We start from the raw sequence: 12,938 nt of genomic DNA on the forward strand, positions 1-12,938 counted from the left end.
AAACGGATCAGGGCGACCCAGCCGCGCCGGATCGCCCTGTCCTTTGTTTACCCGCGCGGCGGCGGGGTCAAGTATTTACCCCTGCCAGGTCAGCACCGGCTTGCGCGCGGCCAGCGTTTCATCCAGCCGCCGGCGCGGGGCGAAGTGCGGCGCGCTTTTCAGCGTTTCGTCGCCCGCCTTGGCGCGGCTCGCCAGACTGCGCATCGACGCGATGAAACGGTCAAGGCCCGCCTTGCTTTCCGTCTCGGTCGGCTCGATCAGCATCGCGCCGTGGACGACCAGCGGGAAATAGACCGTCATCGGGTGGAACCCTTCGTCGATCAGCCCCTTGGCGATATCCAGCGTCGAGAAGCCCTCGGCCAGCCCTGCATCGCTGAACAGCGCCTCGTGCATGCACGGGCCAGCCGCGCCGAACGGTGCTTCAAGCACGTCGTCCAGACTGCGCAGGACGTAGTTGGCGTTCAGCACCGCGTCTTCCGCCACCTGCCGCAGCCCGTCCGCGCCATGGCTGAGGATATAGGTCAGCGCGCGGGTGAACATCCCCATCTGCCCGTGGAACGCCGCCATCCGGCCAAAGCTGGTCGGCATTTCGGTAGCGGCGTCTTCCTCCTCGATCAGCCGCACGGTGCCGTCGGCCATCCGCGCGGTCCACGGCAGCGGGCCGAACGGGGCCAGCGCCTGCGACAGCACGACCGGCCCTGAACCCGGACCGCCGCCGCCATGCGGGGTGGAGAACGTCTTGTGCAGGTTGATGTGCATCGCATCGATGCCAAGGTCGCCGGGGCGGACCTTGCCGACGATGGCGTTGAAGTTCGCCCCGTCGCAATAGACGTAGCCGCCCGCAGCATGAACCGCGTCGGAAATCGCCTTCATGTCCCGCTCGAACAGCCCGCAGGTGTTGGGATTGGTGATCATCACCCCCGCCACGTGCGGCCCCAGCTTCGCGGTCAGCGCGGCCAGATCGACCCGGCCATCGGCGGTGGCTGGAATGCTTTCCACGCTGAACCCCGCAAACGCCGCCGTCGCCGGATTGGTGCCATGCGCGCTTTCGGGCACGAGGATGACCGAGCGGTCCTCGCCCCGCGCCTCGATCGCGGCCTTGATGCACAAGAGGCCGCACAGTTCCCCATGCGCGCCCGCCTTGGGCGACATCGCGACGCCGTGCATGCCGGTCAGCTCAATCAGCCACACCGCCAACTCGTTGATCGCAGCCAGCGCCCCGCGCACTGTCTGCTGCGGCTGGAGCGGGTGGACGTCGGCAAAGCCCGGCAGGCGGGCCAGCTTTTCGTTCAGGCGCGGATTGTGCTTCATGGTGCACGAACCCAGCGGGAACGGCCCCAGATCGATGGCATAGTTCTGCCGTGACAGGCGGGTATAGTGCCGCACCGTTTCCGGTTCGGTCAGACCGGGCAGCGCGGGCGCTTCGGCGCGCAGGAACCCGGCCAGCGCGTCCAGCGGTTCCAGCCCCAGATCATCGATATCGACCCCGGTGGTGCCGGGCTGCCGCAGTTCGAAGATCAGCGGTTCTTCCAGCATCAGCGCGCGGTCGCCGCTGACCGTGGGGCTTTCGAACCCGTCGGGCGCGGCTACGCCCATCGCGGGACGCCAGCCAGAGGGATTGGGCGCGTTCATGCCAGCACTCCTTCAAGGGCCTTGCCGAGGGCTTCAATATCTTCGGGCGAAGTCAGTTCGGTCGCGGTGACGAGCAGGCCATTCGCCAGCGCCGCTTCATGCGGATAGAGCCGCCCCAGCGACACCCCGCCCAGCACGCGCAGATCAGCCAGTTCACGCACCACGTCGCGCGCATCGCGCGGCAGGATCACCGTGAACTCGTTGAAGTAGGCACGGTTGAGCACGGTCACCCCCGGCACTGCCGCCAGCCGCGTGGCCAGTTGCTGCGCGCGGGCATGGTTGACGCGGGCGAGCTGCGCCAGCCCTGCCCCGCCCAGCAAGGTCATGTGAATGCTGAAAGCCAGCGCGCAAAGTCCTGCATTCGTGCAGATATTGCTGGTCGCCTTTTCCCGCCGGATATGCTGTTCACGGGTCGAAAGCGTCAGCACGAACCCGCGCTTGCCGGTGGCGTCCACGGTCTGTCCGCACAGCCGGCCCGGCATCTGCCGGACATACTTTTCGCGGCAGCCGAACAGGCCGAGATACGGCCCGCCGAATTGCAGGCCGACGCCCAGCGCCTGCCCTTCACCCACCACGATGTCCGCGCCCAGCTTGCCCGGCGCTTCGATCAGCCCCAGCGCGACCGGCTCGGTCACGACCGCGATCATCAGCGCGCCATGCGCCTGCGCGGCGGCGGCGATCTTCTTCAGATCGGGGATGCGGCCCAGAATGTCGGGGTACTGCACCACCACGCACGACGTCTCGGCGTCAATCGCGGCAATCGTCGCGGCGTCATCGGGCACAGCATCCAGCATCGGCGCGCGGGTATCCAGCACATCGCCGGTAAAGCGCGCCATCGTCGCCGCCGTGCTGACGTAGTGCGGATGCAGCCCGCCCGACAGCACCGCCTTCTTGCGCCGCGTGATCCGCGCCGCCATCGCAATTGCTTCCCAGCACGCGGTCGAGCCATCGTACATCGAGGCATTGGCCACATCCGTGCCCAGCAGCCGCGCGACCTGGGTCTGAAACTCGAACAGCACTTGCAGCGTGCCTTGCGCGATTTCCGGCTGGTAGGGGGTGTAGGCGGTCAGAAACTCGCCGCGCTGGATCAGGTGATCGACGCTGGCGGGCACGTGGTGGCGGTATGCCCCCGCCCCCAGGAAGAACGGCGCAGCCCCGGCCGACAGGTTCTGCGCAGCGAGCGCAGTCATGTGGCGTTCGACGGCCATTTCGCTGGCGTGGTGCGGCAGACCGGCGACCGGCCCCGGCAGGCGCGCGGCGGCGGGCACATCGACGAACAGGTCATCGACACTGCCCGCACCGATCACGCCCAGCATCTCGGCCCGGTCGGCCAGAGAGAGGGGAAGATAGCGCATCGCCTTACAGCCCCGCGACGTAGGCGTCGTAAGCCGCCTGATCCATCATGCCGTCCAGTTCGCCCGCATCGGCCAGCTTCACGCGGAACAGCCAGCCGCCGGTTTCGGGATCGGTGTTGACCAGTTCCGGCTCGTCACCCAGCGCTTCGTTGACGTCGGTGACAGTGCCGCTGACCGGCGCATAGACGTCGCTGGCGGCCTTGACGCTGTCGACCACGCAGGGCGCATCGCCCTTCTTCAGCACCGCGCCCACTTCGGGCAGGTCGACATAGGTGATGTCACCCAGCTGCCCTTGCGCATAGTCGGTAATCCCGACGGTGCCAGTATCGCCGTCGACTTCGATCCATTCGTGGTCTTGCGTGAAATAACGGGGCATCGGAAAACTCCTCAACGATGATAGCGGTGGGGGACAAACGGCATGGGCACCACCACGGCGGGCAGGCGCTTGCCGCGCAGTTCGATTTCAAGCGCAGTGCCGGGGGCAGCCTGCGCGGCGGTGACATAGGCCATGGCGATGGGGTGGTTCAGCGTGGGTGAGAACCCGCCTGAAGTCAGAACGCCAACCTGTTCATTTCCTGCAAAAACCAGCGCGCCTTCGCGCGCAGCCTGCCGCCCTTCGAGCTTGAGGCCCACCCGCTTGCGCGGCGCGCCGTTCGCCAGTTCGGCCAGAATGCGCGTCGCGCCGGGGAAGCCGCCTTCGGCGCGGCGGCGCTTGTTGATCCCGAACGTCAGGTCAGCCTCGACCGGGCTGGTTTCCGGCGAAAGGTCATGCCCGTACAGCGGCAGCCCCGCCTCCAGCCGCAGCGAATCCCGCGCGCCCAGACCAATGGGCTTCACTTCCGGCTGGGCGCGCAGCAGGTCGGCCACGGCGGCGGCGGCCTCGGCTGGAATGGAAATCTCGAAGCCGTCCTCGCCGGTGTAGCCGGAACGGCTGATCCACGCATCGACCCCGGCCAGCTTGAACTGGCCGCCCTTCATGAACGTCAGGGCGGAGAGCGGGTATTCGCCGCTGACCACCCGGTCCAGCGCGGCGAAGGCCAGTGGCCCCTGCAAGGCCAGCAGTGCCGAATCCTCAAGGTGGTTGATCGTCACGGCATCGGGCAGCGCCTCACGCAAGTGGCCGAGGTCGTCCCACTTGGTCGCGCCGTTGACCACGAGGTAGAACCCCTCGGTCCAGCGGGTGACCATCAGGTCATCAAGGATCCCGCCCTCGTCATCCAGCAGCAGCGAATAGCGCGGGCCATAGGGCTTCAGGGTGGCAAGATCGATCGGCAACACGGCTTCGAGTGCAGCCTCGACGCCCTCACCCGAAATGAACAGCTGGCCCATGTGGGAGACATCGAACAGCCCGGCGCTTTCGCGGGTCCAGGTGTGTTCGGCGATGATCCCTTCGTACTGGACCGGCATCCAGTAGCCCGCGAATTCGACCATCCGGCCGCCGCGTGCGCGGTGCCAGGCGTCGAGCGGCAGAACCTCGGTAACGGGGGCTTCCGCCTCGTCCGCGCCAGTATCTTGCCCATTAATTTCGTAAGTATCGCTCACTAATAAAATTCCCGTACAGCTGTGGCACCTTGCGGTGCCCCCTCTGTCACGGAAACCTGAGAGCTTTCCCCGGCAATTGCCAGGTTACCCCTTCGGCGGCCCTGCCGAATGCGGCATGAGCACTTTCCAGAGCGTCGCTATCGACCCACGCGGTCCATTGGCCTGAGAGATTCCGGGGCGGTTGCTCCTTCGGCGTCCCGTGACCCAGTTACCCGAATCACAAGAACTCTCCCGCGCGATCAGCGACTGGGGTTGGAATGACGTTGTGCAGGTGCGAAGTCAACGGGGGGCATTTTGCTTTTGGGGGATTTTGGGTTCGCGCAGAGTTCGCAAAGGACGCAGAGACTGTGTGAGCGCCGCAGGCTGAACCTTTCACCGCCGAGCAGTTCGCGCGGCAGGCGGCGCAATCAGCTGCGTCGCCGATTGCGCTTCATCTCTGCGCCCTCTGCGAACTCTGCGCGAACCCAAAAAATCAATCCGCCTTGCGCGCTGCCCGCAGGATTGCATCGTGTTCGAACACGAACCGCCCCGCCGCCTTCTCCCGCGTCAGGCCGACAATCGCGCGGGCCATTGTCGCCGACTTGACCGAGCGGTATTTGCGATACTGGCCCTGCATCAGCAGGTCGGCCAGCGGGCTGAGGATCATCCCGACCCGTTCGGCCGGGCGCATTTCCGTGCGGGCGCCGCGCAGCAGGCCGGGGCGCAGGACGTCGAGCCGGGTCAGGCCCAGCTTGCCCAGCGCCTGTTCGGTTTCGCCCTTCACCCGCAAGTAAAAGTTCTTCGCGCCCGCATCCGCGCCGACCGAAGAGACCGCGATCATCTGCCGGATGCCCGACTCTTTCGCCGCTTTCCCGCAGGCCACCACCAGCTGCTGGTCAACGCTGCGGAACACGGCCTCATCCTTGCCCGCCGCCTTCCACGTGGTGCCGAGTGCGCAGACCAGCACATCGGCATTGGCAGCGGCAATCGCATCGCCCCAGTTGGCCGGATCGGCCACCAGCACTTCCATCCGCGCACCCGGCGGCAGCGGGATTTCCCGCCGCGCGATGGCGATCACGCGAATGTCGCTGCGGCCCACTGCCAGCTTGATCAGACTGGTCCCGATCAGGCCAGACGCGCCGACCAGCGCAATACGAACCGGCTTAGACATTGCTCAACCCCTCCGGCGTGTGGCCATAGATCCGCGCGTGGGCGGAAATGGCGTAGCGATCGGTCATCCCGGCGATGAAGTCCGCGATATGACGGCTGCGTTCCGGTTCCTGCGCGGGCATCCGCGCGGTCCAGCCCGGCTCCATCAGCGCGGGGTCCTGCGCATAGGCGGCGTACAGTTCCGCCGTCACCGCACGGGCGCGCTCCGCCGTCTGGAGCTGCTGCGGGTGATGGTAGAGCCGCGCATACATGAACCGCTTGAGCGTGCGTTCCTGGTCCGCCAGCGCGGCCGAAAATGCGGCGGTGGCCCGCCCGGCCCCGCGCACGTCATCGACCGAGCCCATGCCCTGCGCGCGCGCCGCCGTTTCACCGATCACGTCGTTGACCATCCAGCCGATCTGGCTGCGCACCAGTTCGCGCAGGCGGCGGTCCTGCGGGGCATGGGGAAACTTGCGCTCGATCGCGCGCCATTGATCGCCGACGAAATCGAGGCTGAGCAGTTCTTCCAGTTCAAGGAACCCGGCGCGCAGGCCATCGTCGATGTCGTGGTTGTCATAGGCAATGTCGTCCGCCAGCGCGGCGACTTGCGCTTCAAGGCTGGACCACTGCGCCAGATCCAGCGGAAATGCCGCGTCCAGTTCGGCCAGCGCCCAGTTGACCATGCCGACCGGGCCGTTGTGCTTGGCCAGTCCTTCCAGCAGTTCCCAGGTCAGGTTCAGGCCTTCATGCTCGCAATAGGGGCTTTCCAGCCGCATCAGCGTGCGCAGCGACATCGCGTTGTGATCGAACCCGCCGAACTTTTGCAGCGCCGCGTCCAGCGCATCCTCGCCCGCATGGCCGAACGGGGGGTGGCCGATATCGTGGGCGAGGCAGAGCGCCTCGGTCAGATCCTCGTCCAGCCCCAGCGCGCGGGCGATGACCCGGCCGATCTGCGCGACTTCCAGACTGTGGGTCAGCCGAACGCGGTAATGATCGCCATCAGGCGCGACGAACACCTGCGTCTTGTGGCGCAGGCGGCGGAACGCGATCGAATGAACGATCCGGTCGCGGTCGCGCTGGTAATCGCTGCGCGGCCCGCGCGCGAGCGCGCCTTCGAGCGGGAACTCCCGCCCCCGGCTGCGCGCCGGATCGCTGGCAAAGGGGGCGCGCGTCACCGGTTCGTTCAGCCTTCGCCCATGATCCAGTCCACCGCCGCTTCGGCGTGGATCCGGGTGCAATCATAGACCGGCAGGACGCTGGCATCGACATCGACCACCATTTCCAGCTCGGTGCAGCCCAGCACGACCGCTTCGGCCCCGTCCTGATCGAGGTTGGTCAGGATCGTTTTCAGTTCCCGTTCGGACTGGCGGGTCGCCTTGCCCAGCAGCAGTTCATCGTAAATGATCCGGTCGAGCGTATCGACGAACTGCATTTCCGGCGGCAGCAATTCGATATCGCGGGCGATCAGTTTCTGGCGATAGAAGCTTTCGGTCATCACATTGCGGGTGCCGATCAGGGCGGCCTTTTTCACCCCGTCCGCCGCCATCCGCGCCGCCACGCATTCGGCGATGTGGATGATCGGCACGCCGACGCTGGCAGCGACCTGATCATAGACCTTGTGCATCGAATTCGCGCCGATCAGCAGCGCGGTCGCCCCGGCGGTTTCCAGTCGCTGCGCCGATGCGGACAGCACTTCTGCCGCGTGCGCCCATTCATCGCCGCCCGACAGCCGCGACAGCCCTTCATAGTCGAGGCTTTCGATCAGCAGCGGCGCGCTGCGGCGCTGGCCGGCGCGGGCCTGCACCAGCTTGTTGATGTGCTCGTAATACGTGCGGGTCGACAGCCAGGACATGCCGCCGATCAGGCCGATTTTGCGCAAGATGCAGTTCTCCCCAGAGGGTCAGCCCCCGTCACCACCGGCCTTAGAGAAGCTGCACCGCGTCGTCCAGTTCAGCCGGCCTTGCCGTCAACCGCTTGCGCCGCAAGAAAGGCTTGCAGATCCGCCGCGCTGCGGTCCGCCGCCTCCTCGTGCGGCAGGTGGCCGATGCCGGGATAGGCCACCAGCTTGGCGCCCGGAATGGCCTGCGCAAACAGCTTGCCCGCCGCCAGCGGGATCAGCGCGTCCTCCTCTCCCCAGATCACCAGCGTCGGCATTTTCAGTCCGGCCAGTTGCTGGGTGGTATAAGGCACGCGCGCCATGGCAAAGCGCATGGCGGTGGCCTGCCGGTTGCCGGGATAGCGCAGCAGCTCCCAATAGCGGTCGATCATCGCCTCGGTCACGACGGCCTGGTTGGACACGCTCTGACGCAAGCTGCGCTCCACCAGTCCGCGCGGGGTGACCTGCCCCATCAGCCAGCTGACGCCGGGCGTTCCGGCCAGTTTGAAGCCGATGTTGCCTTTCGATTTCTGCGTCACCGGCGCACCCGCCGCATCGACCAGCACCAGCGCGGAGAGCCGCTCCGGATGCTTCAGCGCATAGGCCAGCGCGATCCCGCCGCCCATCGAATTGCCCGCGAGCGTAAACTGCTTCAGCCCCAGCTTGTCCGCGACCTGCCCCAGCGTTTCGGCAAAGGCGGCGGGCGTATAATCGCCGCGCGGATGCGGGCCGGTCAGTCCGTGGCCGAACTGGTCATAGCGGATCACGCGGTAGCGCCCCTTCAGCGCCTGCACCCACGGTTCCCACGTATGGAGATCGGCGTTGGAGCCATGCAGCAGCACGATCACCGGCGCATCGCGCGGGCCTTCATCGCGGATGTGGACGGCGCGGTTCCCCTCCACCAGCAGGAATTTGGACGGCGGCGCGCCATATTTCGCCGCCATTTCGCGCGGATCGGTATCGGGCGTGCGAAAGGCGTAAAGCGTGATCAGCGCCACTGCCAGCAGCCAGCCAAAGACCTTGAGCGCCGTCTTCACCGTTTCATCCCCCTGATCCATTCCGCCACGACCGCTAACCCATCGGGATCAACGCTGTCACGCCCCACTTCGGGCATCGACACCCCGCCTTCCAGACTGGCCATGCGGTGATAGAGGATCGACGCAGCGGGATCGCCCGGCGCGATGTCAAACTCCAGTCCGCCCGATCCGCGCCCTGCGGCAACCGGGCGTTTGCCAATCCCCAGCGCCACCGGATCGGCCTGTTCCCAATCGAGGAACAACCCGGAATTCGACGCCGCCCCGCGCGGGTTGTGGCAATGCGCGCAATTGGCATCCAGATACCCACGCGCCGCATCGGCCACCGACACTTTCGCGCGCGCCTCCCACAAGGGCACGCGGCGCGTCACTTGCGGCACGCTATCCAGCCGCCCGGACTTGTGGAACGCGGCCAGCCATGCGGCGGGCAGGTTGCGCGCCTTTGGCCCCAGCGGCACGACCGCGCCGCTGCTGGCGTGGCATTCCTTGCACTGGTTCTTGTTCGGGATGGCATAGCTGATCGGCTGCCCCGCCGGGGTTTTCGCCGGGAACCGCGCGCCCGCCAGCACCAGCTTCGCCTCGGTCTGCTCCGCATTCCATTGATAGGGCAGCGCCAACCAGCCGTCCGCGCGGTGCAGCAGCACGCGGGTTTCGATCAACCGCCCGTCCAGCTTGAACGTCTTGATCAGCGCAGAGCCGACCGGCAGGTCCAGCAGGCCATCACCTTGTGCTTTGGCCTTCTGCCCGGCAGGCACGAACACGAACCGCAGCTTTTCCGCCCCGTCCGACCACAGCGGGGTCTGCACCCGATAAGGGGTGACGCCCGCCGCCGGAACCTGCGCTGCGGGATCGCGGAAGAAACCGTATTCGCCCAGCGTCGCGGGAAACCCGGTGGCCGTGATCGCCGCCGGATTGACCCTGCCCCCCTGCGGCGCGGCGGCCACGGCCGCCCCGGCCAGCAATACCGCCGCCAGCAATACCCTCACCGGGCGATCCGGGCCTCAAGCGCCGCGGGCGCGCCGACCGGGCCGGGCATGACCAGCTCCGCCGGATCGGCGGGCGTGACGAGGCCCGGATTGGCCTTGTCCATCCCCGCCCCTTGCGCGGGCAGGTTCAGCGTCAGCACGGGGCCACGCGGGACCAGCGCCAGCGCGTCCTTGCCGCCCAGCCCGTCCCACAACACGGGCGGCAGCGCCCCGCCGAACGCAGCCTTGAGCTGAGCCCCGCCCGGCAGCGCCGGATCGGTGCCGCCGCCGCTGATCCGGTTTACCCCGATCACCACCCGGCGCGGGAACGGGTTATAGCGCTTGTCATCGAACGCGTTGGGATAGGCGACGACCATGATCTGCCCGGTCGAATTATCGACCAGCGTATTGTCCTTCACCAGCACGGTATCGTTGGCCATGATCATCACCCCCGTCCCGCGCGGCACCCCGGCAACGATATTGCCCTTCGGCGCGAAGTTCGGCGTATCGTTGGCGATCACCAGGTTGTGCTCGATCACCGTCTGGCCGCCGTTCATCACCGGCAGGTTGGGCAGATCGAACACCAGAATACCGCCGGTGTTGCGGGTGACGAGGTTGCCCGTCACCAACGCTTGACGGCTGTTCTCGATCTCAATCCCGGCGACGTTGTATTCGGCCATGTTGTAGCGGACGGTGATGTCCTTGCTCTGCCCGACATAGATGCCCGCATCCGATGCGCCGATCACCTTGCAGCCATCGACCAGCACGCCGGTGCTTTCGACCGGATAGATCCCGTAGGCGCCGTTGGTTTCGCGCGGCCCGCCGGTCCATTCCACGCGGATCCGGTAATAGACGATGTTGTCCGCGCCCTTGGACTTGATCCCGTCACCGCGGGTGTTCTCCACCGCGAAATCGCGCAAGGTGACGTTGTCGGACGTGACCAGCAGGCCCTCGCCCGCGCCCTTCTGCCCGGTAAAGTCGAGCACGGTGGCTTCCATCCCCGCGCCGCGCACCGTCACGCCGCCCACGTCGAGCGATAACCCATCGGTCAGCACGAACCGTCCGGCCCCCAGTTCGACCACGTCGCCCGGCTCAGCCAGGATCAGCGCCTCCTGCAACCGCGTCTGCGCACCGTCCCCGGCAGCAACGCTGAGCGTCTTGGCATGGAGCGGGGCCGTCAGCGCAAGCGCGGAAACGGCGGCGATCAGTTTTATGGACATCCTCATGGAATGCGATTGTGAACTGACAGCGGTGTAAGTCAATTCCAACTTCCACCCCCAAGGAGGAGGAAGGCTAACGCTTTTCGCGCGCGAGGCCGGTGGCGCAAAGCGCGGCGCTGCTGGCGGTCACCTCGACCGCCTCGGTATCGCCCACCCGGCGCACGGCGGCGACGTAATCCATCAACCCGCGCTTTTCGCCTTTCAGCTGTTTCAGCTTTTGCAGCTGGCCCAGCGAGAGCCGGTCGGTCATCCGTTCCGCCATGCAGGCCGAATTGGATTCCGACAGGCCGGCATCCATCATCGCGCTTTTGACCTGACCATAGGCCAGCTTCGACGGCGAACAGGCCGCCAGTGCGGCCAGAGCCAGCGGAACCGCAAATCCGCGCATCAGTGCGCCAGCCCCTTGTTGATATCCTCGACCATCTTCTTGGCATCGGCCAGCAGCATCAGGGTCTGGTCCATGTAGAACACGTCGTTGTCGACGCCCGCATAGCCCACCCCGCCCATGCTGCGCTTGATGAAGAACACCTGCTTGGCCTTGTCGACATCGAACACCGGCATCCCATAGATCGGGCTGGACTTGTCGGTTTTCGCCGCCGGATTGACCACGTCGTTGGCGCCGATGATGAAGGCAACGTCGGCGGTGGCGAATTCGGAATTGATGTCTTCCAGCTCGAACACTTCGTCATAGGGGACGTTGGCTTCGGCCAGCAGCACGTTCATGTGCCCCGGCATGCGGCCCGCGACGGGGTGGATCGCGTATTTCACTTCCACGCCCTTGGCCTTCAGCAGGTCGCCCATTTCGCGCAAGGCATGCTGGGCCTGCGAAACGGCCATCCCGTAACCGGGGATGATGATGACCTTCTCGGCCTCGCCCAGCATATAGGCCGCGTCTTCGGCGCTGCCGCGCTTCCACGGCCGCTGTTCGCGTGCCTCACCGCCGCCAGCCGCAGCTTCTGCCCCAAACCCGCCTGCGATCACCGAAATGAAGCTGCGGTTCATCGCCTTGCACATGATGTAGGACAGGATCGCGCCGGACGAGCCGACCAGCGCCCCGGTGATGATCATCGCCGTGTTCGACAGCGTAAAGCCCATCGCCGCCGCCGCCCAGCCGGAATAGCTGTTCAGCATCGACACCACGACCGGCATGTCCGCACCGCCAATCGGGATGATCAGCAGAAACCCGATGATGAAGGCAAGCGCGGTGATCGTGGCGATCACCCACAGGGACTGGTCCTGCGTGAACCAAGCGGTCAGGCCGATGATGCCTGCCAGCGTGCCCAGATTGATGACATGGCGCGCGGGCAGCATGATCGGTGCGCCGCTCATCTTGCCCGCCAGTTTCAGGAACGCGATGACCGAGCCGGAGAACGTGATCGCGCCGATGGCAATGCCCAGCCCCAGTTCAACGCGGCTGACCGCATGGATCATTCCGTCCGCGCCGACAATCCCGAACGCTTCGGGATTGAGGTAAGCCGCCCAGCCGACCAGCACGGCGGCGAGGCCGACCAGGCTGTGAAATGCGGCAACCAGTTGCGGCATGTCGGTCATCTTGATCCGGCGGGCGATTATCCAGCCAATTGCTCCTCCCAAACCAATTGCGGCCAGAATCTCTGCTGCCGAAATCCAATCTGGGACAAACTCTTCAGAGCAGAAACCGAACGCGCCAGAAGCCTCTAGCTGATCACAAGTACTTCCGCCCGGCCAATGCGTGACCAACGTGGTCACCATCGCGATGGTCATGCCAATCATGCCGTAACGGTTGCCCGCGCGGCTGGTGCTGGGGCTGGACAGCCCGCGCAGCGCCAGGATGAACAGCACGCCGGACGCCAGATAGGCCAGCATGGCCAGCGGATTGGCGGCCACTGCACCAGCAGCGGCAGACAGGAGCGGGAAGCTCATCACTTCTTCTCCTTCTTCTTGTACATCGCCAGCATGCGGGCCGTCACGGCAAAGCCGCCAAAGATGTTCACGCTGGCCAACACCACCGCCAGCAGCCCCAGCCACTTCGATGAAGCGCTACCCGCGGCAGCGGCAGCAATCAGCGCGCCGACCACGATGACGGATGAGATCGCATTCGTCACCGCCATCAGCGGAGTGTGCAGCGCCGGGGTGACCGACCAGACAACGTAATAGCCCACGAAACAGGCCATGACGAAGATCGACAGGATCGAGATGAAGTCCAT

13 protein-coding genes and 2 riboswitches are annotated in these 12,938 nt (G+C 66.0%); all 13 genes read right to left on the bottom strand.

The window, feature by feature from the left end:
• Positions 1-75 precede the first annotated feature (75 nt).
• The 13 genes from gcvPB to Q8Q53_RS06875 all read right to left on the bottom strand — a co-directional run bounded on the left by gcvPB (position 76) and on the right by Q8Q53_RS06875 (position 12,938).
• Positions 76-1,632 (bottom strand): aminomethyl-transferring glycine dehydrogenase subunit GcvPB, encoded by a 1,557-nt coding sequence (gene gcvPB, locus Q8Q53_RS06815; RefSeq protein ID WP_305701009.1) that lies wholly within the window; start codon positions 1,630-1,632, stop codon positions 76-78.
• On the bottom strand, positions 1,629-2,987 hold the full coding sequence (gene gcvPA / locus Q8Q53_RS06820; protein ID WP_305701010.1) for an aminomethyl-transferring glycine dehydrogenase subunit GcvPA: 1,359 nt from the start codon (positions 2,985-2,987) through the stop codon (positions 1,629-1,631). The genes gcvPB and gcvPA overlap by 4 nt, the downstream gene beginning before the upstream one ends.
• 4 nt (positions 2,988-2,991) lie before the next feature.
• Complete coding sequence (gene gcvH, locus Q8Q53_RS06825; RefSeq protein WP_305701011.1) at positions 2,992-3,363, bottom strand: glycine cleavage system protein GcvH; 372 nt, start codon at positions 3,361-3,363, stop codon at positions 2,992-2,994.
• Between the two features lie 11 nt (positions 3,364-3,374).
• Positions 3,375-4,511 (bottom strand): glycine cleavage system aminomethyltransferase GcvT, encoded by a 1,137-nt coding sequence (gene gcvT / locus Q8Q53_RS06830; protein ID WP_305701152.1) that lies wholly within the window; start codon positions 4,509-4,511, stop codon positions 3,375-3,377.
• Positions 4,512-4,562: 51 nt separating this feature from the next.
• Positions 4,563-4,669: riboswitch (glycine riboswitch) on the bottom strand.
• Positions 4,670-4,773: riboswitch (glycine riboswitch) on the bottom strand. It abuts the riboswitch before it with no gap.
• Between the two features lie 228 nt (positions 4,774-5,001).
• Positions 5,002-5,679 carry an NAD(P)H-binding protein gene (locus tag Q8Q53_RS06835; RefSeq protein ID WP_305701012.1) on the bottom strand — a complete coding sequence of 226 codons (678 nt, stop codon included), beginning with the start codon at positions 5,677-5,679 and terminating at the stop codon, positions 5,002-5,004.
• Positions 5,672-6,832, bottom strand: a complete 1,161-nt coding sequence (locus tag Q8Q53_RS06840; RefSeq protein WP_305701013.1) for a deoxyguanosinetriphosphate triphosphohydrolase — start codon at positions 6,830-6,832, stop codon at positions 5,672-5,674. Before Q8Q53_RS06840 ends, Q8Q53_RS06835 begins: the two co-directional genes overlap by 8 nt.
• A gap of 8 nt (positions 6,833-6,840) precedes the next feature.
• Complete coding sequence (locus Q8Q53_RS06845; protein ID WP_305701014.1) at positions 6,841-7,536, bottom strand: aspartate/glutamate racemase family protein; 696 nt, start codon at positions 7,534-7,536, stop codon at positions 6,841-6,843.
• Positions 7,537-7,607: 71 nt separating this feature from the next.
• Positions 7,608-8,591, bottom strand: coding sequence for an alpha/beta fold hydrolase (locus tag Q8Q53_RS06850; protein ID WP_305701015.1), 984 nt, complete (start codon positions 8,589-8,591; stop codon positions 7,608-7,610).
• Complete coding sequence (locus Q8Q53_RS06855; protein WP_305701016.1) at positions 8,567-9,553, bottom strand: SO2930 family diheme c-type cytochrome; 987 nt, start codon at positions 9,551-9,553, stop codon at positions 8,567-8,569. The genes Q8Q53_RS06850 and Q8Q53_RS06855 overlap by 25 nt, the downstream gene beginning before the upstream one ends.
• A complete protein-coding gene (locus Q8Q53_RS06860) occupies positions 9,550-10,758 on the bottom strand; it encodes a parallel beta-helix domain-containing protein (protein ID WP_371136524.1) in 1,209 nt (402 codons plus the stop codon). Before Q8Q53_RS06860 ends, Q8Q53_RS06855 begins: the two co-directional genes overlap by 4 nt.
• A gap of 67 nt (positions 10,759-10,825) precedes the next feature.
• Positions 10,826-11,140 (bottom strand): hypothetical protein, encoded by a 315-nt coding sequence (locus Q8Q53_RS06865; protein WP_305701017.1) that lies wholly within the window; start codon positions 11,138-11,140, stop codon positions 10,826-10,828.
• Entirely contained in the window at positions 11,140-12,654 is a 1,515-nt protein-coding gene (locus tag Q8Q53_RS06870) for an NAD(P)(+) transhydrogenase (Re/Si-specific) subunit beta (RefSeq protein ID WP_305701018.1), read from the bottom strand. Before Q8Q53_RS06870 ends, Q8Q53_RS06865 begins: the two co-directional genes overlap by 1 nt.
• Positions 12,654-12,938, bottom strand: coding sequence for an NAD(P) transhydrogenase subunit alpha (locus tag Q8Q53_RS06875; protein WP_088308793.1), 285 nt, complete (start codon positions 12,936-12,938; stop codon positions 12,654-12,656). Before Q8Q53_RS06875 ends, Q8Q53_RS06870 begins: the two co-directional genes overlap by 1 nt.

It is taken from the genome of Novosphingobium sp., from assembly GCF_030699305.1.
Taxonomy (GTDB): Bacteria; Pseudomonadota; Alphaproteobacteria; order Sphingomonadales; family Sphingomonadaceae; genus Novosphingobium.

Coding starts and splice junctions, on each gene's coding strand:
- gcvPB (WP_305701009.1), bottom strand. CDS start 1,632: ATGAACGCGCCCAATCCCTCTGGCTGGCGTCCCGCGATGGGCGTAGCC.
- gcvPA (WP_305701010.1), bottom strand. CDS start 2,987: ATGCGCTATCTTCCCCTCTCTCTGGCCGACCGGGCCGAGATGCTGGGC.
- gcvH (WP_305701011.1), bottom strand. CDS start 3,363: ATGCCCCGTTATTTCACGCAAGACCACGAATGGATCGAAGTCGACGGC.
- Q8Q53_RS06835 (WP_305701012.1), bottom strand. CDS start 5,679: ATGTCTAAGCCGGTTCGTATTGCGCTGGTCGGCGCGTCTGGCCTGATC.
- Q8Q53_RS06850 (WP_305701015.1), bottom strand. CDS start 8,591: ATGGATCAGGGGGATGAAACGGTGAAGACGGCGCTCAAGGTCTTTGGC.
- Q8Q53_RS06860 (WP_371136524.1), bottom strand. CDS start 10,758: ATGAGGATGTCCATAAAACTGATCGCCGCCGTTTCCGCGCTTGCGCTG.
- Q8Q53_RS06865 (WP_305701017.1), bottom strand. CDS start 11,140: ATGCGCGGATTTGCGGTTCCGCTGGCTCTGGCCGCACTGGCGGCCTGT.
- Q8Q53_RS06870 (WP_305701018.1), bottom strand. CDS start 12,654: ATGAGCTTCCCGCTCCTGTCTGCCGCTGCTGGTGCAGTGGCCGCCAAT.
- Q8Q53_RS06875 (WP_088308793.1), bottom strand. CDS start 12,938: ATGGACTTCATCTCGATCCTGTCGATCTTCGTCATGGCCTGTTTCGTG.